Source organism: Paenibacillus sp. FSL R7-0198 (assembly GCF_038000415.1).
Taxonomy (GTDB): Bacteria; Bacillota; Bacilli; order Paenibacillales; family Paenibacillaceae; genus Paenibacillus.
The window spans coordinates 2,421,675-2,442,102 of sequence record NZ_JBBOCB010000001.1 but is presented as its reverse complement, the minus strand read 5'-3'; the positions used below and the strand labels follow the sequence as shown (position 1 = coordinate 2,442,102).

At 46.8% G+C, this 20,428-nt stretch carries 19 protein-coding genes and 1 other annotated feature (1 of these 20 running past the window's edge); of the genes, 15 read left to right on the top strand and 4 right to left on the bottom strand.

Going from position 1 to position 20,428, the window contains the following annotated elements:
* Positions 1–81: a binding site (T-box leader), on the top strand (it extends 186 nt beyond the left edge of the window).
* Between the two features lie 76 nt (positions 82–157).
* A complete protein-coding gene (gene trpS, locus MKY87_RS10475; protein ID WP_133387433.1) occupies positions 158–1,150 on the top strand; it encodes a tryptophan--tRNA ligase in 993 nt (330 codons plus the stop codon).
* A 115-nt stretch (positions 1,151–1,265) separates the two neighbouring features.
* Here trpS and MKY87_RS10470 read toward each other — a convergent pair whose 3' ends face one another.
* Positions 1,266–1,466, bottom strand: coding sequence for a hypothetical protein (locus tag MKY87_RS10470; protein WP_017692385.1), 201 nt, complete (start codon positions 1,464–1,466; stop codon positions 1,266–1,268).
* A 120-nt stretch (positions 1,467–1,586) separates the two neighbouring features.
* Between MKY87_RS10470 and MKY87_RS10465 the strand changes: the two genes are divergently transcribed.
* Positions 1,587–1,805: an alpha/beta-type small acid-soluble spore protein gene (locus MKY87_RS10465; protein WP_017692386.1), complete on the top strand. Its 219-nt coding sequence runs from the start codon at positions 1,587–1,589 to the stop codon at positions 1,803–1,805.
* A gap of 116 nt (positions 1,806–1,921) precedes the next feature.
* Here MKY87_RS10465 and MKY87_RS10460 read toward each other — a convergent pair whose 3' ends face one another.
* The gene (locus tag MKY87_RS10460; protein WP_076328972.1) at positions 1,922–2,902 is read right to left on the bottom strand and encodes a metal-dependent hydrolase; all 981 of its coding nucleotides are present in this window, start codon (positions 2,900–2,902) and stop codon (positions 1,922–1,924) included.
* Positions 2,903–3,325: 423 nt separating this feature from the next.
* Here MKY87_RS10460 and MKY87_RS10455 point away from each other — a divergent pair, with 423 nt between their 5' ends.
* Positions 3,326–3,937 carry an SCO family protein gene (locus MKY87_RS10455; protein WP_340964337.1) on the top strand — a complete coding sequence of 204 codons (612 nt, stop codon included), beginning with the start codon at positions 3,326–3,328 and terminating at the stop codon, positions 3,935–3,937.
* A gap of 75 nt (positions 3,938–4,012) precedes the next feature.
* On the opposite strand, the gene MKY87_RS10450 is transcribed toward MKY87_RS10455, so the two are convergent.
* Together MKY87_RS10450 and MKY87_RS10445 are read right to left on the bottom strand one after the other, a co-directional pair.
* Positions 4,013–4,360 carry a toprim domain-containing protein gene (locus tag MKY87_RS10450; protein WP_062837991.1) on the bottom strand — a complete coding sequence of 116 codons (348 nt, stop codon included), beginning with the start codon at positions 4,358–4,360 and terminating at the stop codon, positions 4,013–4,015.
* A gap of 534 nt (positions 4,361–4,894) precedes the next feature.
* Positions 4,895–6,070 carry an MFS transporter gene (locus MKY87_RS10445; RefSeq protein ID WP_340964335.1) on the bottom strand — a complete coding sequence of 392 codons (1,176 nt, stop codon included), beginning with the start codon at positions 6,068–6,070 and terminating at the stop codon, positions 4,895–4,897.
* Positions 6,071–6,258: 188 nt separating this feature from the next.
* Here MKY87_RS10445 and MKY87_RS10440 point away from each other — a divergent pair, with 188 nt between their 5' ends.
* The 12 genes from MKY87_RS10440 (at position 6,259) to tnpA (ending at position 20,296) form a co-directional block, all read left to right on the top strand.
* Positions 6,259–6,741 carry an ATPase gene (locus tag MKY87_RS10440; RefSeq protein WP_174806458.1) on the top strand — a complete coding sequence of 161 codons (483 nt, stop codon included), beginning with the start codon at positions 6,259–6,261 and terminating at the stop codon, positions 6,739–6,741.
* A gap of 18 nt (positions 6,742–6,759) precedes the next feature.
* The gene (locus MKY87_RS10435; protein ID WP_249912814.1) at positions 6,760–7,905 is read left to right on the top strand and encodes a transglutaminase domain-containing protein; all 1,146 of its coding nucleotides are present in this window, start codon (positions 6,760–6,762) and stop codon (positions 7,903–7,905) included.
* Positions 7,906–8,010: 105 nt separating this feature from the next.
* Entirely contained in the window at positions 8,011–10,047 is a 2,037-nt protein-coding gene (locus tag MKY87_RS10430; RefSeq protein ID WP_338588495.1) for a peptidoglycan D,D-transpeptidase FtsI family protein, read from the top strand.
* Between the two features lie 395 nt (positions 10,048–10,442).
* A complete protein-coding gene (locus MKY87_RS10425; protein WP_339789034.1) occupies positions 10,443–12,395 on the top strand; it encodes a peptidoglycan D,D-transpeptidase FtsI family protein in 1,953 nt (650 codons plus the stop codon).
* Between the two features lie 237 nt (positions 12,396–12,632).
* Positions 12,633–13,577, top strand: coding sequence for a metal ABC transporter solute-binding protein, Zn/Mn family (locus MKY87_RS10420; protein WP_338595045.1), 945 nt, complete (start codon positions 12,633–12,635; stop codon positions 13,575–13,577).
* Between the two features lie 31 nt (positions 13,578–13,608).
* A complete protein-coding gene (locus tag MKY87_RS10415) occupies positions 13,609–14,430 on the top strand; it encodes a metal ABC transporter ATP-binding protein (protein ID WP_338588493.1) in 822 nt (273 codons plus the stop codon).
* A gap of 3 nt (positions 14,431–14,433) precedes the next feature.
* Positions 14,434–15,393: a metal ABC transporter permease gene (locus MKY87_RS10410; protein ID WP_338588492.1), complete on the top strand. Its 960-nt coding sequence runs from the start codon at positions 14,434–14,436 to the stop codon at positions 15,391–15,393.
* Positions 15,393–16,265: a metal ABC transporter permease gene (locus tag MKY87_RS10405; RefSeq protein ID WP_047841304.1), complete on the top strand. Its 873-nt coding sequence runs from the start codon at positions 15,393–15,395 to the stop codon at positions 16,263–16,265. The genes MKY87_RS10410 and MKY87_RS10405 overlap by 1 nt, the downstream gene beginning before the upstream one ends.
* A gap of 394 nt (positions 16,266–16,659) precedes the next feature.
* On the top strand, positions 16,660–17,409 hold the full coding sequence (locus MKY87_RS10400) for a Cof-type HAD-IIB family hydrolase (RefSeq protein WP_036605740.1): 750 nt from the start codon (positions 16,660–16,662) through the stop codon (positions 17,407–17,409).
* Positions 17,410–17,463: 54 nt separating this feature from the next.
* Entirely contained in the window at positions 17,464–17,904 is a 441-nt protein-coding gene (locus MKY87_RS10395) for a DUF456 domain-containing protein (RefSeq protein WP_047841365.1), read from the top strand.
* A gap of 61 nt (positions 17,905–17,965) precedes the next feature.
* A complete protein-coding gene (locus MKY87_RS10390) occupies positions 17,966–19,594 on the top strand; it encodes a putative polysaccharide biosynthesis protein (protein ID WP_339789040.1) in 1,629 nt (542 codons plus the stop codon).
* A gap of 228 nt (positions 19,595–19,822) precedes the next feature.
* On the top strand, positions 19,823–20,296 hold the full coding sequence (gene tnpA / locus MKY87_RS10385) for an IS200/IS605 family transposase (RefSeq protein WP_307536646.1): 474 nt from the start codon (positions 19,823–19,825) through the stop codon (positions 20,294–20,296).
* The last annotated feature ends 132 nt before the right edge of the window (positions 20,297–20,428 follow it).

Sequence of the window (20,428 nt, the reverse complement as noted above, 5' to 3'; positions counted from 1 at the left end):
TTCTTCGGCTTGACTTGATTCAGGGTCAGAGCAGTCGAAGAAAAGCGAATAAGGGTGGCACCACGGTCTCACGTCCCTTGCGGATGTGGGGCCTTTTTGCGTTCGCAGAGAATGGCAGGAGTTTTTTTTATATACAATCAGGGAGGCGTTATGTGCAATGAAAACAGTACTTTCAGGTATTCAGCCAAGCGGTAAGCTCACATTGGGCAACTATATTGGTGCTATCAAAAATTTTGTAAAACTCCAGCATGACTATCAATGTCATTTCATGGTGGTTGATCTTCATGCCATCACTGTGGCTCAGGAGCCAGCAGCATTGCGTGAACAGTCGGAAGCGGTAGCTGCACTGTTTATTGCAGCAGGTATTGATCCTTCGAAATCTAACGTATTTTTGCAATCCCATGTACCGCAGCACGCGGAATTGGGCTGGTTGATGACAACGCTGACCTCCATGGGTGAGCTTGAACGCATGACTCAGTTTAAGGATAAATCATCCGGTAAAGATTCCGTTGGTGCCGGACTGTTCGTGTATCCATCATTAATGGCGGCGGATATTTTGTTGTACAATGCTGACCTTGTGCCAGTAGGTGAGGATCAGAAGCAGCATCTGGAACTGACACGTGATCTGGCAGGACGTTTTAACCACCGTTATGGGGAGTACTTCACCATTCCAGATCCGTATATCCCACAGGTAGGTGCACGGGTAATGTCACTTGACGATGCCTCTTCGAAGATGAGCAAAAGTAACCCTAATGCTGGCAGCTATATTGCCCTGCTGGATCCACCGGATGTGATTCGCAAAAAAATCAGCCGTGCCACTACAGATTCGGGACGTGAAGTCGTATATGATCCGGCAAACAAACCGGAAGTCAGCAATCTGATGAGTATCTATGCTGAATGTGCAGGTATGACGCTTAAGGAAGTAGCTGAGCGTTATGAAGGCAAGATGTACGGTCCATTCAAAAAGGAACTGGCTGAAGTGGTTGTATCTGTGATTGAACCGCTACAACAACGATATAATGAGATTCGTGAATCTGGCGAATTGGCGGATATTCTGGATACGTCAGCCCGTCGTGCAGAAGAAGTTGCTGCTCAAACGTTGGATGCAGTGAAAGAACGCATGGGATTTGTTCCGAGACGTAAACAGTAGTCCTGAACAAAGATCTTCATTTCATGCAATGAATAGTTAACATAAATAAAGAGGAGTCCTATTGAAGGACTCCTCTTTATTTATGCGTTCATTATTGAACTGTCAAATGACCTGCTCAAGAAGTGGGCTCTGAAGCAGCCGAGCGAACTTCCTGACGTTCTTTTTTGGCGCGAATCACAAATCCCCAGCCAATGTTGGCAATGGACAGGACAAACAGTAGTGCAGCAAACCAACCGGAGTAGGAGATCATAATTGCTGAAACCGTTAACAAGATAATCGAAGAGAATGCGAACCATAAGGATAAGCCTTTACTCATTGGGAAAAACCTCCATCTACAAATTTAGTAAAACTCCGTATAACCTGTAGCCTACGAGCCATAATAATCTTGCAAGCTTGCAATTACATTACAGACACAGATTGAAGGGAGATTATAAATATGGCTCAAGGATCTCGTTCTAACAACTTGGTGGTACCTCAGGCAAATTCAGCACTGCAACAATTGAAAATCGAGGCTGCACAGGAACTGGGTGTAACTATCCCACAAGACGGTTACTATGGTAACTACACTTCCCGTGAAACAGGATCTTTGGGTGGATATATCACCAAACGTCTGGTACAAATCGCTGAGCAGTCTCTGGCTGGGTCTGGCAAATAATTTATTTTAACCAACAGCAACAAAACAGGATAAACAGAAAGCCCGGAGCGGAAACGCTCCGGGCTTTCTCGCGTATCAGTTCCTATGTCTGATTGTGCCTTGCCATGCTCACTTCGTCAAGGGCGTGCAGATAAAAGTTTTTTATCCATTTTCTCATCGCTTAACCAGCCTACATACGTATCAATCGTTTCAAAATTCCGATCCATCACAATCACAGCGACAAATGGATATTGTTTCCGGTGTCGATAACGTACATCTGCCCAGCGGACCTTGTAACCGGCAGGCAGTTCTTCAACCTCTGCCACCGCATAGGAGGTGAAATAGAGGAAGGCGCTGACTTCCGGCGATTTGCGTGAAGCAGCAACGGCCGCATGAGTAGAAGACGAGGCGTGCAGACTCCATACCAGATTAGAACCATCCATTTTACCGATCACATAACTGCCGTCCTCAACTCGTTTAACCACATGCCAGCGGTTCCAGGATATCGTTGGAATGACGATGTATTTTGCCTGCTCTGGGCTGTTATCGAGACGTCTAACTTTTCTGACCGCTTGTGCACGAGCAATCGTTCGCCATATATAATATAAACCGGTCAAACTATACAACGTAACGAAGAGTGGTGCAGGGGCGATCAGATCAAAGGCCCATAACAGGATAGCTATGACATGTGTAGTGAATAGAAACGGATCAAAAATATGAATGATGTTCCAGGCGATCCAGCGTTCCGTAAAAGGCCGGGCGGCTTGGGTTCCATAGGTGTTGAACAGATCGGTGAATACGTGAAAGCCTACGGCCACAGCGGTCCACGTGGCAACGTGTCCAATAGGGACACCAGGGAATATCAGTGCAATGACGCCGGTGATGAGCAAAACCCATAACAGGAGAAATGGCAGAGAGTGTGACAAGCCCCGATGATTACGAATGTAAAGCGAATTGCTTTTGAGACGTAACGCAGTATCAATGTCAGGGGCCTGGGAACCGGCGATCGTGCCAACCATTACCGCAGCTGCAAGCATGGGACTCGCTGCAACGACAGGATCGACATAAGCCAGACCGGCTAGACCAATCCCCATGACAAAATGTGTAGAGGTATCCATAAACGTCTCCTTTGTGTGGTGTATCGTTCTAAGGCATATTACTTCTCTATCTAGGTGATACCCATATATAGTGTATAATATCCTTCTGTCAGGATGCAAAACATCCCTAATTTCAAAGTTATGACAATTTCCTGTGATATACCCAATAAATGTACGCAGTTTGTCAAACTATTTTGGCAGTTGCTATGATAAACTTTATATCGGATACTGAGAGAAATTGCGTCAGAGAATACGCAGTCGGTTATGTTACATAAATATTTATGGGCATTGTTTCTTTTAACCGTTACAATAATATAGAATCTCATAAAAAGTAGGTTTCTTTGAATACATATGTCACAGTAGATGGATGAAGCGAAACAAACGTGATTTGGGTTCACATATGTATGCGTATTCATAAGAGAAGTTACAGAAGGGACGAGGAAGATGCTGAAAAAGTACAAATGGACATGGATACTGCTTGGGCTCGCACTCATTATGGCTATGTATCTGATGTGGGGCACCGTATTTGCCAGTAAGGAAAAATTACCCGAGATTCGTGAGATCCAATCCTTTTCCATGGAAAATGTAGATGGCAGTACTGTATCACTGGAGGATACGCAAGGGAAAGTCCGTTTGTTCTACTTTTATTTCACCAGTTGTCCGGATGTCTGCCCGATTACGACGTTTACGTTATCCCAGGTGCAGGATCTGTTGAAAGAGGACGACACCTTTGGTAAAGATGTCTCATTTGTATCCATTTCATTCGACCCGAAAGTCGATACAAGAGAGAAGATTAAGACGTTTGCGGACCGTTTCCACGCGGATTATTCCGGATGGTACTTCTTGCGAGGGGATATGGACAAAACCAAACAGTTTGCCAAGGATTCATTCCAGATCCTGATTGAAGGGGAAAATAAGGACGATTTTGCCCATATGAACATGATCGGGCTGGTGGATGAGAATAACCAGCTGCGCAAGGTATATAACGCATTTAATACAGAGGCCGTTGTGCCTGCTGTGATTGCCGAGGATATTCGGAATCTGATCAAGGAATAATCATCTGATGCTCATAATGTAAAGGCTGCCCCAGGTTGGATATCAACCGAAAGGCAGCCTTTTGGCATTTTTCTTTTAAAAGGAAGGATGTTCAGGGTATTGGATGTATGTCTCTAGCCCGGCCTTCTCCAGCTGGGCAATGATATACTCATCAGGTGTTCCTTCCACCCCCGCATATCCTCGTCGTGTATACATCTGTACTGCATCCGGGAAAGCATCCCGAAGTACACCTCTAATTTTCTTGCCAGAACTGTCATTATCCATAAATAAAAAGACTTCATCATAACCGACTTGCTTGCGCAGGGTCTCCAACTTGAGGGAATTAAGTGTTCCAAACGTACACAGAATGTTGATTTCGGGTCCAACCAAACGTTTCAGTTTGCTTCGGTCATTCTTACCTTCCACAATGACATGAATAGGCATGATATTCACCTCTTGTTCGAGAGCTTATGTCGACATTCCCCGGGAAATGTTGCAGCGAAAATCGACTGATTATATAAAATGGACTCCTTTCTTTACACGTTTGCTAACTGGAGAGAACAACCCATCAAGACAATTCTCTGAAATCTTATCTCATGTGCATCATTAGGTCAGTAATAGCTGGCAGTGGCCGTTCCGGTTACGGATCGTTCCTTCGATCGCTGTTGTCTCCAAATTTCTGATTGATTTTATTTTTTATAGGTTGAAATATGGAGACAAAGGCGAACGCTACCGCTTCTTCAAAATCGATTCCGTCCCCTCCACTACTTTTGGCTAATTGTTCAACCTTAATGATCTTCAATAAGATAAAACCTTCGGTGATTGTAAAAGATAGATTTCCCAGTTAGCTTTTATCAACGTGTAAAACGTTAGTCCATTTTATATAGTTTAGCTGTAAATGGGGGAATGATGCAAAGCTAATGAAAATACTGGCCTAATTGATGCCATAACGGTAAGAAGACAGAGTCTGATCGGAATTTAATTCAATATACTTTTGGGATCGGTGAGGGTAGCTTCGCGTCTGGATGTATAGTATGGAAGCAGCAGCATACCAATCATTAATAAAACAAAGGCGATGAAATAGGGTGATAACCCGACACGAAGTTGTCCGGCTGTGATGGGGCCGATGAAAGAGCCTATGGAGGTGGCAATGGATTGCAGCGAGAAAATGCGGCCCAACTTGCTTCCTCCGCTCAGACGGATAAATAGGGTAGCCATAGCTGGAAAGATGATGCCTTTTGACATCCCAAGTACAAATAACACGGTGGACAACGGAACTTGCGGAATGGCGGCCATTACAAAAAAACACAAGGACATCAACAGCACACCCGCAACCAGACGCAGTTTGGGGGAATACCGGTTGAGAAATAACATACTTAGTGTGAAGAGAGCTCCGATACTGATTACGGAAAATAACAGGCCGGTAGACATGATGGACGAATGCCCTCCTCCTCGAAGGGGCAACTCGAAGAAGAGAATCCCTTGAGCACAGGCAATAACCAGAGGCAAGGCAAAGTATCGCCAGGACACCGGCAGGAATGCACTTGTGGCATCTGCTGGTGAAACGTTAGGTTTGGCAGGTTCAGTTACTCTCTCATGCTGCTTGATGATGCCACGGGGCATCGTCATGAAAGCAATGACACCTGTGAGAATAAGCAAGTATCCCAAGCCTGAGAATGTAGCAGAGAATCCCATGGAACCTACAATGATCGCACCGGCCGCTGGCGATACCACAGACGCGAGGGTATGTACTACCCCATGACCCGACATATACTTCCCCTGTTTCACCGGATCGCTGGATAACTGTGCAAGCAGGGCGAGACATGCGGGAGACAGGAAGGCCAGCACAAAACCGCTGATGGAACGCAGCGCCAGCAGTTGCCATGGTGTCTGGACATAGGCTTGCAGGAGCAGGATAAATCCTGCCCCGAGCAGACTGAATACAATGTAGCGGCGACTGCCATGTTTATCAATTTGGGTTCCGGCAATCAGATTACCAGGAAGATGCGTTAAGGAATAGATGCCCATCATCCAGCCAATGAAAGTAGGGGCGGCTCCCAGCGAGATGGCAAAAGGGGTCAGAATGGGATACTGGGCGTGCAGATCAAATACAGCAAGGAACAAAAACAGGTATAACCAGATGGCCGTTTTCACATAAGCCCCTCCTTGTTAAGCGATGCATGTTCAAACTACGGGTCTTGAACGTGTTCCCGTTCGCCAGCAGAACCTCATGGTACTACTTGTACGCCCGGCGGGACGAACTTAGACCGTTTATTTTTAAGGGAGAGGGCTTAGCTGACAGCAGCTTCGGAAATCATGTATAATATTCGGGAGTGTTACGAATGAATTCTAATACGGAAGGTGTAGTCATGAACATAGAAGTAATCAAAGAGTTTGTGATGCAGAACTGGCTGGTGATCGTGGTTGCATTGATCATATTGTTCTTTGTTCTGAATGTGGTCAAAACCGTATTGAAATGGGCGATTGCCATCATCATTATTGCGGCTCTACTGATATACAGCGGCATCTCCATTGATCAGATCAAACAGACAGTGACAGACGTACAATCCAGCACGATGGACACATTGAAGAAGGAAGCAACCAGCATGATGCTTAAGGAGGCTTCCAAAGCGAAATACGTCAAAGGACAGGATGGAGCGTTCACCATCACAAGTCCCAATGTGGAGATTAAGGGCAGAACTCAATCGGATAAAGTTGATGTGACCTTCCGCGGAATTTCACTTGGCGAATGGAAACTCGACAATGAAACTATACGTACGTTTGTCGAACAGGCACAGGAGAACAAAACAGCACCAGCATCGTAGTAAAGGGGGAATCGGTACGTGCTGCAGAATTGGCTGGACAGCCTGAAGGAATTGAATGGCATCACGATTATGCTGCTGCTGATTGTGGCTGCTTCATTATTGCAGGGTTGGTCCAGAGGGGCTTCGCGTTCAGCAGGCAGACTCTTTGGGTTTCTGATGGATGGCATTATGGCGGTCATTGGTATTCTGTTGTCGATCGGTTTAACATTGTGGCTTGCACCATATGTACAGCAGTGGCTGTCTGAGTATGCTTCTGCCATGCCTAATCGTGAGTTGAACCGGTGGGAACAGATGTATTATACGTTGGTTACGGCGATTGCAGATTTTCCACTAATGCGGTTCGCTGTATTATTTGTATTAAGCTATGGACTCATCCGACTGATTCTCGGGTTTCTCTCTTCATTTATTTTTAGCAGCAGGCAGGGGTCAGCCGAGGAAAGTGCGCCTAAAGGTATGTTTAGTCGGTTGACGGGTGCATTAATTGGCACGATCATAGGCTCCGTCCGCGGAATGATTGTTATTGCAGTCTTGTTCATGATTGTCAGTCTTTATCCCGGGAGTATGTTCAGCCGATATGTGGAAGCATCTCCGATCTATATGCAAGGGGCCAAATCGGTTATCGAACCGTTGTCTGGAACGTTTATCAAAGACAAGCTTCCCGTATTTACGCAGGCTGTGCAGAAGGAACTGGGCGGCATCCTGCAACGCAAATATGAAGTTATCGACCACAATATTCCGACGGACATTGAATCTGCAGCGAGTGAGATTGTCAAAGGCCAATCGACAGATGAAGCCAAAGCAAGAGCGCTATACGACTGGGTAGGTTCACGTATTCAGTATGACTATGGTAAAGTGGATGACTATGAGCAAAAGGGCATATGGCATGAACAGAATCCACAGAATACATTTGATACACGCAAAGGCGTATGTATTGATTATGCCCGTCTCTACGCTGTGATGGCCCGTTCACAAGGACTTGAAGTCAAAGTTGTTACGGGACTGGGTTATAACGGCCAGGGAGGGTACGGTCCGCATGCGTGGAATGAGGTGTATTTGAGTGATTCCGAGAGCTGGGTTCCGCTTGACCCGACATGGGCGATCAGTGGAGACTGGTTTAATCCTCCGAATTTTGCCGACACCCATCTAAAGGATCAGTCAGCTTAACATTACAACGGACATGGGTCCGGAATATGACGACGTTGCCAAGTTATCATGCCGCGAAGAATCTGTTTGAGTGGTATGCATCAAGTCATGAAAGAGGTAGGATGGATGAAAAAGCATTCCAATGAGAAGGATGAACTTACAGACAAACGGCGCTTCAGTTACCGAATGAACGTATTTTTCTTCGCTTCCTTTGTTATTTTTAGCGTTATTATTGTACGCTTGGCCTTTTTGCAATTTGTGGAAGGGCCTGAACTCAGTCAGGAAGAAGCAAGTAACATTACCAAGGATGTACCACTTCCTCCTGTGCGAGGCACGATCTATGATTCCACAGGTGAAGTGAAGCTGGCTTATTCCAAGCCCATTCAGTCTCTCTACCTGACGCTGTATAAAAACTATGGGGATGTTGATGGGAAACCGAGTCCTAACATAGGGGAAGTACAGGATATTGCAACCCGGTTGCATGATGTATTTGAACAGTACAAGCTGAAGGATTCAGAGTCACTTACAGTGGAGAAAATTATTGAAGAGATGGACTTGAACTCCCGCAAAGCGAACGGTTTTATGCCGCGTCTGATCAAGAGTGATCTGTCCGAGGAAGAAGTCGCTTATTTCCTGCAACATAAGGACGAGTTCAAAGGTATTCAGATCGTCGAAGAGAGTGTACGTTTCTACGATCCGGATACGGTAGCGGTTCAGACAATCGGTTATCTGAAGAAGTTTAGAAGTTCGAAGTCCTTGGACAAATACAAAGAGGTGGACGAGGCCAATAAAACGCAAACGGACCCGGGTCTGGTGTATACGGAAAATGAATTTGTAGGCTTTGATGGACTGGAACTGCAATATCAGGATGCTCTCCGCGGCAAAAGCGGATATACATCCGTTGATGTTGATTTGCGTAATTTGCCTGAAGGTGTAGCAGGTTCTACCCCGCCGCAGAAAGGTTACGACCTGATTTCCAGCATTAACAAGAACGTCCAGGTGAAAACAGAACAGGCCATTCTGGATCAGTTGAGTTGGCTTCATCGGAATCAGGTTTCCGGTCGATTGCATCCCAATGCCAAGACCGGATTTGCAGTTGCGATGGAAGTGGATACCGGGAAAATCGTATCTGCTGCCAGTATGCCAGATTATGATACCAACATCTGGAGAACAGGCAGTATCACCAATGATCAGTATGATGATATCAAATATGTGTATCAAAATGGTACGATTCGTTCATTCCCTCCGGATGACTCTAAGAAGCGAGCTGAATCGATCGTGCTACTCGGTTCCACCATCAAACCGCTTAGTGTCTTGATCGGTTTGAAAGAAGGTTTCTTCACTACCAATACGGTTTATTCGGATAGAGGTTCAACGACCTTTGGTGGGGACAATCGCAGAGTGCAGAACTCATCAGGGCATGTGTATGGTGCAATGTATCCTCGTGATGCGATTCGTCATTCCTCGAACGTATTCATGATTGATGAGATTGGGAAGAAGATGTACTCAAAATATGGTGCGACCGGAATTGACAAATGGGATGAATACATGAAGCAGTTCGGCCTTGGGGTATCTACAGGGGTTGATCTGCCGAATGAATTCCTGGGCATACGGGATTACATGAACGACACGGAAAGCTCGCTGACTCGTCTCGTGTATGGTTCCTTTGGACAGCAGGGAAAATACACAACCATGCAGTTAGCACAGTACACGACAATGCTGGCGAACAAAGGAAAGCGGATGGAGCCACAATTGGTTAGAGAATTCCGGGATTCGGAAGGCAACGTGGTCGAGAAAGTAAAACCGAAGGTACTCAGCACGGTGGAGTTTAACGATGCCTACTGGAATGAAGTACAACGAGGCATGGCAACCGAGGTATCTGCATTTAGCGGATTCCCTTATGACTTTGCTAGAAAAACAGGAACATCGACACAGGTAGTAGGCGGTAAACTGGTGGATAACGGTGTATTTATCGCCTATGCACCACGTAATAATCCAAAGCTTGCTGTCGCTGTGGTTATCCCCGAAGGGGGCTTTGGATCGAGCAGTGCGGCTCCGGTTGCACGTGCGATCTTCGATGCCTATGACGAGGAATTCGGTCTCGACGGTGTACCGAAAAAGGACAAAAATAAAGATTCAGATTCGGAATCAGGCACACAGTGATGTGAGGCATTGGTTACAGAGGGGACCCTTCGTGGGTCCTCTTTTTTGTTTTACATGGAGAATGGATCATAAGAGTGAACTAATTAGTTGCATTAATATGTAACCATATAAGCTGTACCACGTTTATATAAGGGAAGGGGAAACGCGATCCGAAAAACGGGATAACGTTGATATGTCAGTGTTTACATTGGAATCGGTAGATTGGGTAGTGTAAAGGTTTTGTTTACGAAAATGTAACCAAATATTGAAAGACTTGACAGCTAACCTTTGGTAGACTTGGTTGAGAAAGGATTAAATTTTGGATTGAACGCGTTCACAAGACGGATTAAATATTTTATTTTTATATAGGAACGGGAGAGGCTTAAAACATGTTTAACCGATTGAGGAAGAAACCCATGACTGAGGAAGATACAGCCGTCAACAAGCCTTCCACCGCAAGGCTGAATCTGTTTTTTTTCGCGGCATTTGTCATATTCAGTATCCTTATTTTCAGATTAGCCTTTGTGCAGTTTGTGGAGGGTCCTGAGCTGACGTATATGGAAACGAGTCGCAATACCAAGGATATTCCACTCGCACCTGTTCGTGGTCCCATCTATGATGCGACAGGGGAAGTAGCGCTCGCTTATTCCGAACCTGTGCAGTCCCTCTATGTGTTGTTGTATGAGGATTATCGGAATGATGAACGCAGGCAGGAAGCAGAGGAACTGGCTCATGATCTGGCGGCTGTGTTTAAGCAGTTTAATCCAGGAGACAAAGAGCAGCCGGACGCGGAAGAGATCATCAAACGATTGGATCTCAAATCTCAGAAGGCACATGGGTATACCCCTCGCCTAGTGAAGTCGGATCTAAACACGAAAGAAATTGCTTATTTTATGGAGAAGAAGGCGGAGTATCCAGGTGCCATGGTACTGGAAGAAAACATTCGAAAATATGATTCGGATAGAGTTGCCGTCCAGGTGATTGGATATACAAGAGAGTTCAAAGGTCAACAGGAAAACTTGAAAAAATATATAGAAATAAGCAAGGCGGAGGCAACAGAACGTGATCCTGGACTGCGCTATACCCAACAAGAAAAGGTTGGAGTTGATGGTCTGGAATTTCAATATCAGGAAGAGCTCCGTGGACGTAGCGGTTACCAATCCATAGATATTAATTCACGTAATTTGCCAGAGGGGACGATGAAACAAACTCCACCGGAAAAAGGCTACAGTCTGGTCTCCACCATTAACAAGGAAATTCAGTTGGCCGCACAAGAGGCGATAACAGACGAATTGCGCAGACTTCCCAAGGCAATTACCGGATACGCAGTAGCCATGGAAGTGGATACGGGAAATGTTGTCGCTATGGCAAGTATGCCGGATTATGATCCGAACGATTGGGATTATGACAAAATCAAATTTGTGTTCCGGAATGGAACCACCGAGTCGTTCCCGCCGAATGATGCCAAGCCTAGACGGGCGGAATCCGTTGTTCTTCTTGGATCGGTCATCAAACCGCTAAGTGTGCTTATTGGATTGAAAGAGGGATTATTTACAGCAGGACAGACCTATCATGATCCGGGATATGCCATTCTGGGGAAAGACGGACGACAAGTGAGGAACTCGCATTCTGCGTATAATGGTTCCATTACCGCCAGAAAAGCGATCGAGAAATCGTCCAATGCGTTTATGATCGATATGGTGGGTAAACGTTTGCTGAGTAAATATGGCTCGATTGAGGGTGTTAAAGTGTGGGACGAACACATGAAAGAATTCGGATTGGGTGTGTCTACGGGTATCGATTTACCCAATGAATACCTAGGTACTTTGGAATATAATAATGATGAATATGAATCAGCTCTAACACGTTTGGCATTTGCCTCGTTTGGGCAGCAAGCCAAGTACACCACGATGCAACTCGCACAATATACCACCATGCTTGCCAATAAAGGCAAACGGATGGAACCACATCTGGTGAAGGAAATCCGTGACGCGGACGGCAATGTGGTGAAAGAGATCAAACCTAAGGTGCTTAATGAAGTTGATTTTGCCGATGCGCACTGGAATGAAGTTCATAAAGGTATGGTTACCAAAGTAAGCTCATTTGACGGTTTCCCTTACGATTATGCTCGGAAAACAGGAACATCAGAGCAGGGGACCGGACCGAACAAAAAAGAGAATGGTGTATTTATTGCCTTTGCACCTCGAGATAATCCGAAGCTTGCTGTCGCTGTTGTTGTACCGGAAGGTGGGTTCGGGTCAGTCAGTGCCTCGCCGATTGCACGGAAAATCTTCGATGCATACGATGAAGTGTATGGTCTCGATGGAACGCCAAAAGGTAAGAAAGACGAAGGAAAAGACAACGAGTAATGTAAAAGAAATGCCGCAGATGTAGCGCTTTTACATCACCTCCAACAGGTTAATGAAGTGAACAACATATGAATTTGGACAGGCAGGGGAAATAATCCCTTGCCTTTTTTTTTGGCTTCGGATAAAATTTGCACAAGGGAAACATTATTAGTCTTGATTAAAACTTAATACCTTGTACAACAAAATTAGATGCAGACAAGTATTTTAGGAGAGGGAAAGGGGACGGTTGATTTGTTAATGGTGAAAATGAGGAGTATTCAGAGGGGGTTCATTACGCTAGCGGCTCTGGTTCTGATGGTTGTACTTACGGCATGTTCCAGTGATGCAGAGACGAGCAGTGCTGGCAAGCTTCAAGTAACCGCTACAACGGGAATGATCGCTGACGTAGCACGTGAGGTAGGCGGGGCATATGTTGATGTTACCGGGTTAATGGGCCCGGGAGTTGATCCCCACTTGTACAAGGCATCCCAAGGTGATATTCGCAAGCTGGAACAAGCCAAAGTCATTTTCTATAATGGACTGCATCTCGAAGGCAAAATGACAGATATTTTGGAGAAAATGTCCTCAAGTAAACGGGTTACTGCTGTTACAGAGACTATTCCAGTTGAGGAGTTACATTCAGGCAAAGATACAGGTGGCACCGAATATGATCCACACGTCTGGTTTAACGTCAGCCACTGGATGCATGCGGCAGAAGCCGTACGCGATACGCTCGTGGAGGCGGACCCGGACCATGCGGAAGAATACAAAGCTCAGGCAGAGGCGTATCTGGCGAAGCTCGAAGCACTGGATGCCGAGGTGCGCGAGAAGATTCTGGAGATTCCGGAAGCAAGCAGGGTATTGGTTACGGCGCATGATGCATTTGGATATTTTGGTCAGGCTTATGGCATGAAAGTGATGGGGCTTCAGGGCATCAGTACAGCAGCCGAATACGGTGCAAAAGATGTTAGCGAACTGCGGGATTACCTCGTAGATAACCATATCAAAGCAGTATTTGTTGAATCGAGTGTGCCTGCAAAAGCGATGGAAGCCATTATTGCCGGAGCAGCTCAAAAAGGGCATACAGTTAACATTGGTGGAGAACTGTTCTCGGATGCCATGGGGGCTGAAGGAACGGAAGAAGGCACATATATCGGTATGATTCGCCACAATGTTGAGACGATTGTAGAAGCCCTAAAATAATGAATCACATGAAGAGAGGAGTTACAGGATTATGGAAGATACAATTTTATCGAAACAAACTCCTACAAATCTGAACAACAGTCACTTGCAGGGAACGCAGCCAACATCGGCTCCTCTTAGTGTGAGGGATCTGGCTGTTGCGTATCACAAAAAGCCGGTGCTTAGCAGCGTATCCTTCGATATTCCGGAAGGACAGCTCATCGGAATTCTCGGACCAAATGGTGCAGGGAAATCCACCCTGATCAAAGCTGTTCTGGGACTGGTACCGAAGATGCATGGAGAGGTTCGGATCTTCGGACAGTCGTACAGGGAACAACGTCGCCGCATCGGTTATGTGCCCCAACGGGAATCGGTGGACTGGGATTTCCCTACGCATGCGCTTGATGTGGTGATGATGGGACGGTATGGTCATCTGGGCTGGTTCCGTCGTCCGGGGAAAAAGGAGCGGGACTTGGCGGCACACTGCCTGGAGCAAGTAGGCATGGGTGATTACATGTACCGCCAGATCAGTCAGCTGTCCGGTGGACAGCAGCAGCGTGTCTTTCTGGCGCGGGCACTCGTACAAGACGCAGATCTGTATTTCATGGATGAGCCATTTGCAGGTGTCGATGCCACCACGGAGAAAGCGATCATTTCGCTTTTGGAACAGTTGAAGAAACAAGGCAAGACGGTACTGGTTGTTCACCATGATCTGGCGACAGTCGAGGAATACTTCGACCATGTGCTGCTGCTCAATGGACGACTGGTGGCAGGTGGACCGACAAGTGAAGTATTTGTACCGGATACACTGCAAGAGACGTACGGAGGCCGGATTGCGATGATCGGAAGCCGGACGGAGAAAGGCCAGGTGTAGTGCATGTGGAACTGGATCATCGCCATCTTATCTGACCCCAATACACGTTGGATATTGCTTGGCTGTCTGTTGTTAGGATTCAGTAGCGGAATTATTGGCTCCTTCACCTTTCTTCGTAAACAGAGCCTGATGGGGGACACCCTTGCTCATGCTGCTCTGCCTGGGATCTGTATTGCATTTATGTTGACGGAAACGAAGTCGGTCGGATTATTCCTGTTCGGTGCTCTGGTGGCAGGCATTGTCGCTACCTTCGGAATCTCTTGGATTACGCGCTACTCCCGGATCAAGCAGGATGCGGCGATGGGAATTGTGCTGACCGTCTTTTTCGGGATTGGTGTAGTGATGCTGACGCGCATCCAGCATGGGGCGAGTGGAAGCCAAAGCGGACTCGATAAATATTTGTTTGGGCAGGCGGCATCCATGGTCATGACGGATGTGTATGTCATGGGTGGTGTATGTCTCGTATTACTGATTGCCTGTCTTGCCTGGTTCAAGGAATTCAAACTGGTGAGTTTTGACCCGGGATTTGCACGTGGTATGGGTCTGCCAGTTGCGATGTTGGAGCAGCTCATCCTGCTCTTGACGGTGATCGCGGTGGTTGCCGGAATTCAGGCCGTTGGTGTGGTGCTTGTTGCAGCCTTGCTGGTAACTCCAGCAGCAGCGGCACGTTGCTGGACCGACTCACTCGCACTGATGGTGGTATTGGCAGGCATATTTGGTGCATTGAGTGGTGCAACAGGGACCATCTTCAGTACGTTTGTACCTAATCTGCCGACAGGACCTGTAACCGTTCTTGCGGCTACGGTGTTGTTTGCCGGGTCAGCCTTGCTGGCTCCCCGTCGTGGATTATTAGCTCGACGGTTGCGCAGTATTCAGGCAAAATCGGCGTATATGCGTGAAGAGCGGGCTACACTTCAGACTCTCGCCACACAGCGAAATCAGCAGGAACGGGGGGAGATGTAATGGCAACGTTTTGGATTATCTTAACGGCCGTATTGGTTTCTTCTGCCTGCGCCATTCTGGGTTGTTTTCTGATTCTGCGGCGAATGGCTCTGGTCGGTGATGCGATCAGCCATGCGGTTCTCCCCGGTATTGCGATTGCTTTCCTGTGGAGTGGTTCCAGAGATTCATTGTGGATGCTGCTCGGCGCAACGGTGTTTGGACTACTGACGGTGTTCTTCATACAGAGTTTGCAGGCGGGTGGACTCTCGTCGGATGCCTCGATCGGAATTGTGTTTACAGCACTCTTCGCCGTAGGGGTCATTCTGATTAGTCTGAACGCCCAGCATATTGATCTGGATCTGGACTGTGTCTTGTTTGGTGAGATCGCTTATGTACAGTGGGATACACTAACCCTTGGAGGTACGGATGTCGGGCCGAGGGCGGTCTGGATGCTGGGTATCACTTTGCTGGTCATCCTCGTCGTCATTGGGCTGTTCTACAAACAGTTCAAGCTATGTGCCTTTGATCCGGCGCTGGCTGCGGCCTGCGGCATTCCAGTGGTATTGTTCCACTATCTGCTCATGGGACTCGTCTCCATGACGTCCGTAGCTTCATTTGAAAGTGTTGGTTCGATTCTCGTGGTGGGCATGCTGATTGTACCTGCGGCAACGGCTTACCTGCTTACAGATCGTCTGGGCAAAATGATTCTGTATGCCGTCCTGATCGGGGCAGCATCTTCGGTTGGAGGTTACATCATGGCATACGCCCTGGATGCTTCCATCGCGGGCTGTATGGTGGCCGTTGCTGGGATTTTGTTTGTTCTCGCACTGCTGCTGTCACCGAAACATGGCATCGTATTCCGTTACGCTCGTCGCAAATTCGCGGCAAGGTAATGGAAGTTTAAGTAGATAACAGGTGAATAAACAAAATTACAAGAAGCCGTCTGCATCGCAGGCGGTTTTTTGCGTGTCTGGTCGTATTACTTTTACAAGGGCAACCGGATATAAGATATGCAATATAAAATGATAATGTAGCGTCATCCTGCCGATTACGGGTTATTTTGTTGCATACAGATGATCTGTGGTAAAATGTCGTTAGCTGTGACGTCCGGAGCGTCCGTTTTTACAGATGCCGGGCGATCTTGTTGTGAGAGAATGTTTAAAATAGATAAAGAGAACCTTTAAGTTGAACTGGAGAACCATTGTGGAACGTAGAGGGCCCGCGTAGTGCCTGAATGGATATTCATGAGTTCAATTTGGAGAGAGACAACCTAGGAGGAACTACTGTATGAGTGAACTGAAATACAAATTGCTTGCATTGGATATGGATGGAACATTGCTTAACGATAATCATGAAATTACACAGGAGACCGCCAAGTGGATACAGATTGCCATTCGTCGGGGTGTACATGTGTGCCTTTCTACGGGAAGAGCGGTATTCCACGCGATGCCTTATGCGGTCCAACTTGGACTGGAGACACCGATGGTTACCGTTAACGGTAGTGAGGTCTGGAAAGCTCCACATGATCTGCATATGCGTCATCTGATGGACCCGGCATTGATTCGCAGAATGCAGGAAATTGGTGAGAAATATAATAGCTGGTACTGGGCATACTCCGTGGAAGAGCTGTTCAATCGGGACCGCTGGACGGACAATATTGAAGGTCTGGAATGGTTGAAATTCGGCTTCAATACCGAAGTGGATGAAGTTCGTCACCAGATCATGATGGAACTGCAACAAATGGGCGGTCTGCAAATGACCAACTCCTCACCCGTTAATATTGAGATCAACCCTGCTGGCGTATCCAAAGCCAGTGGTGTAGCCGAAGTTTGCAAACTACTGGGTATCGAGATGTCCGAAGTTGTTGCTGTCGGAGACAGTTTGAATGATCTGGCTGTCATTGAGGCCGTGGGTCTGGGTGTGGCTATGGGTAATGCGCAAGAGCAGGTGAAGGAAGCGGCTGATCTGATCGTAGCGAGTAACAATGAAGACGGCATCGTCGAAGTGATCCGTGAACATATTTTGAAGGGGGAGTAACCTTTGCTCGCAACCATTGCCTGGATTTTAATTGTGCTGCTGTTTGCAGTGGGGATGGCTGGAACGGTATATCCCATACTGCCTGGTGCTGTAGCCATTTTCTTTGCGTTTCTGGTCTACGGTTGGTTCTTCAGCTTTGATCCGTTTGGTGTGTGGTTCTGGATCATTCAGATTCTGATTGTTGTTGTGTTGTTTGTGGCTGATTATGTCGTCAGTGCATGGGGCGTGAAGAAGTTCGGTGGCTCCAAGTTATCAACAACGCTGAGTACCATTGGTGTTATCATTGGACCATTTGTCATTCCGGCATTCGGACTGGTATTGGGACCATTTATCGGTGCTTTTATCGGGGAACTGATCGGAGGGTCTTCACCTTCCAAAGCGTCGAAAGTTGGATTTGGTTCCGTCGTGGGGCTATTTACGAGTACTGTGATGAAAATTATTTTGCAAATCGTCATGATTGTTCTCTTTATTATCTGGGTGGTAAGATTCGCCTAAACGTTCAGGATTAGCTTCAACGGGATGCACGTCCGGTGTGGAGGAAAGAAGGGGAATTCGTTTGTCTAAGAAAGAAACATTCATTAGGGGTACGCTCATTCTGGCGGCCGCTGCACTGATCGCAAGAGTACTCGGATTGGTTCAACGGGTGCCGCTGGAGCATATTCTCGGAGATGTTGGTAACGCATCGTTTACGATCTCCAATACGGTATATTTAATGCTGTTAACTGTAGCAACGGCGGGCATACCGAGCACACTTAGTAAAATGGTATCGGAACGTTATGCGCTCGGACGCGCGAGTGAAGCTCAACAGATCTACCGTGCAGCCCTGATCTTTGCGGCTGTCGCCGGGGTAGTCATGTCTGCTTTGTTGTGGTTCGCAGCACCTTATTATGCCACGTATGTCTCTAAAGTACCGGCATCGGTCAGCGCCATTCGCGCCTTGGCTCCAGCCTTGCTGCTGTTCCCAGCCATTGCGATGATGCGTGGATATTTCCAGGGACGCGGCAACATGACAGCAGGCGGTATTTCACAAATCGTGGAACAGTTCGCTCGTGTAGGTACAGCCATTATCGTGGCTTATGTCATGCTGCAATGGAATTATGATGACCAGACGATTGCTGCAGGTGCTTCATTTGGTGGAGTATTAGGAAGTGTGGGTGCCTTTGGTGTCATGCTGTACTTCACCTTGAAGTTGCGTCGTAGCGACCGTGCGGCCCAATTGAATTACGAGCGTGCAGAGCAGTTACCGATGCGAGGTATCTACAGTGATATCTTCAAGCTGTCTATTCCTATTGTGCTGTCTTCACTTGCGGTTCCAGCCATTAACTTCATCGATTCATCCCTTGTGGTACCACTGCTTAGTGGCCAGATCGGACTCGAAGAAGCGACAGGTGTACTTGCGATCCTGGGTGCGAAAGCCCAAAGTATTGCGGGTATTCCTCCGATTCTGGCTATCGCTTTGAGTCAATCGTTGGTGCCTGTCATATCGGCAGCATTTGCCCGCAAGGATGAAGCGCATCTGAAGAGTCAGGTTACACTTGCGTTGCGCATTTCGATTCTGACAGGTATGCCGATTGTCATTGCACTTTGTGCGGCAGCATATTCGGTTAACGGATTGCTGTTTACCAATCTGGATGGAACGCCGATCATTGCCTTGCTGACATTCGGTACCATTTTCCAGATTACGATGATGACCACCAACTCCATTTTGCTTGGGGTAGGTAAACCGCGGATTACGATGGTCAGTGTGGCAGCAGGTGTTGTGATCAAACTGATCGCAAGTCTGATTTTGGCGCCGATCTTTGGCATTTACGGCATCATTATAGCAACGGCCCTTTGTTTCCTGGTTATCACATACCTGAATCTGCGGGTCCTTCGCAAAATCGTTGATTTCTCCATCATGGGAGATCGTTGGAAAGGGTTTATCATTACGGTCTTGCTTGCAGCAGGTGTAGGATTTGCAACGAACTGGATTGGGAATACGATCTTTGGACTGTTCCTGCCAGCGCGTGTATCTTTCTTGTTTACCTGCCTTGTGGTTGGTGTGCTTGTTGTGGTGGTGTATCTGGTTCTCATGGTTGTGCTGCGTGTACTGCGCAAGGACGAGCTGGGCAGTTACCCCCGTATTCTGCAAAAAATTCTTCGTCCACTTATGCGTCTTCAACGTGGAGCTGGGCAAAGAGGTTAAAAATGCAAGGAGCATCATTCAATCATTAATATTTTGTGAAAATAGGATACAAGCTCTGTCTGCTGTTAAGCGGACAGGGCTTTTTGTTATGGCTTTAGCCAGTTGAGTGCGTGTAACGTGCGAAACAAAAAACCACCCGCTATGCGGGTGGAGGAATCGAGGGTTTGACCACTAAGACCATTCCGATAAAATTGAGATGTTCAGGCTCAAAGAAAGGAATGGTCTTAGATGGCAAACAAGAGCTATAGCCTAGCTCACACAAAGTGGATGTGCAAATACCACATTGTATTCACCCCGAAGTATAGACGGAAAGAAATCTATAATCAAGTGAGAAAAGACTTAATCGAAATTTTTAGACGTCTATGTAAGTACAAGGGAGTAGAAATTATAGAAGGTCATATGATGCCCGATCATGTTCATATGTTGGTAGCGATTCCACCGAAAATAGCTGTCTCAACGTTCATGGGATATCTAAAGGGGAAAAGTTCGCTAATGATATTCGAGAAGCATGCCCAGCTCAAGTATAAATACGGCAATCGAAAGTTTTGGGCAGAAGGGTACTATGTGAGTACAGTGGGTCTAAATGAAGCAACGGTAAGAAAATATATTCGAGAACAAGAAGCACATGATCAAGCGTTAGATAAGCTGAGTGTAAAAGAATACGAAGATCCATTCAGCAGTAATCGGAGCAAAAAGAAGTAAAACCAGTTTAACTGGTGAGTGAAAGTGACAAACAACACTGAGCCTGAACAGCCCTGCTGTCAGGCTAGCGTCTTTAGGCGCAGTTTGGCAACAGGGGGTTATACCCCAAGAGCAAATCACCCGTTGGACGGG

Bases quoted from the DNA above. Each gene is read 5' to 3' on its own strand.
- trpS (WP_133387433.1), top strand. From the start codon at position 158: ATGAAAACAGTACTTTCAGGTATTCAGCCAAGCGGTAAGCTCACATTG.
- MKY87_RS10470 (WP_017692385.1), bottom strand. From the start codon at position 1,466: ATGAGTAAAGGCTTATCCTTATGGTTCGCATTCTCTTCGATTATCTTG.
- MKY87_RS10465 (WP_017692386.1), top strand. From the start codon at position 1,587: ATGGCTCAAGGATCTCGTTCTAACAACTTGGTGGTACCTCAGGCAAAT.
- MKY87_RS10460 (WP_076328972.1), bottom strand. From the start codon at position 2,902: ATGGATACCTCTACACATTTTGTCATGGGGATTGGTCTAGCCGGTCTG.
- MKY87_RS10455 (WP_340964337.1), top strand. From the start codon at position 3,326: ATGCTGAAAAAGTACAAATGGACATGGATACTGCTTGGGCTCGCACTC.
- MKY87_RS10450 (WP_062837991.1), bottom strand. From the start codon at position 4,360: ATGCCTATTCATGTCATTGTGGAAGGTAAGAATGACCGAAGCAAACTG.
- MKY87_RS10440 (WP_174806458.1), top strand. From the start codon at position 6,259: ATGAATTCTAATACGGAAGGTGTAGTCATGAACATAGAAGTAATCAAA.
- MKY87_RS10430 (WP_338588495.1), top strand. From the start codon at position 8,011: ATGAAAAAGCATTCCAATGAGAAGGATGAACTTACAGACAAACGGCGC.
- MKY87_RS10425 (WP_339789034.1), top strand. From the start codon at position 10,443: ATGACTGAGGAAGATACAGCCGTCAACAAGCCTTCCACCGCAAGGCTG.
- MKY87_RS10420 (WP_338595045.1), top strand. From the start codon at position 12,633: ATGGTGAAAATGAGGAGTATTCAGAGGGGGTTCATTACGCTAGCGGCT.
- MKY87_RS10415 (WP_338588493.1), top strand. From the start codon at position 13,609: ATGGAAGATACAATTTTATCGAAACAAACTCCTACAAATCTGAACAAC.
- MKY87_RS10410 (WP_338588492.1), top strand. From the start codon at position 14,434: ATGTGGAACTGGATCATCGCCATCTTATCTGACCCCAATACACGTTGG.
- MKY87_RS10405 (WP_047841304.1), top strand. From the start codon at position 15,393: ATGGCAACGTTTTGGATTATCTTAACGGCCGTATTGGTTTCTTCTGCC.
- MKY87_RS10400 (WP_036605740.1), top strand. From the start codon at position 16,660: ATGAGTGAACTGAAATACAAATTGCTTGCATTGGATATGGATGGAACA.
- MKY87_RS10395 (WP_047841365.1), top strand. From the start codon at position 17,464: ATGGCTGGAACGGTATATCCCATACTGCCTGGTGCTGTAGCCATTTTC.
- tnpA (WP_307536646.1), top strand. From the start codon at position 19,823: ATGGCAAACAAGAGCTATAGCCTAGCTCACACAAAGTGGATGTGCAAA.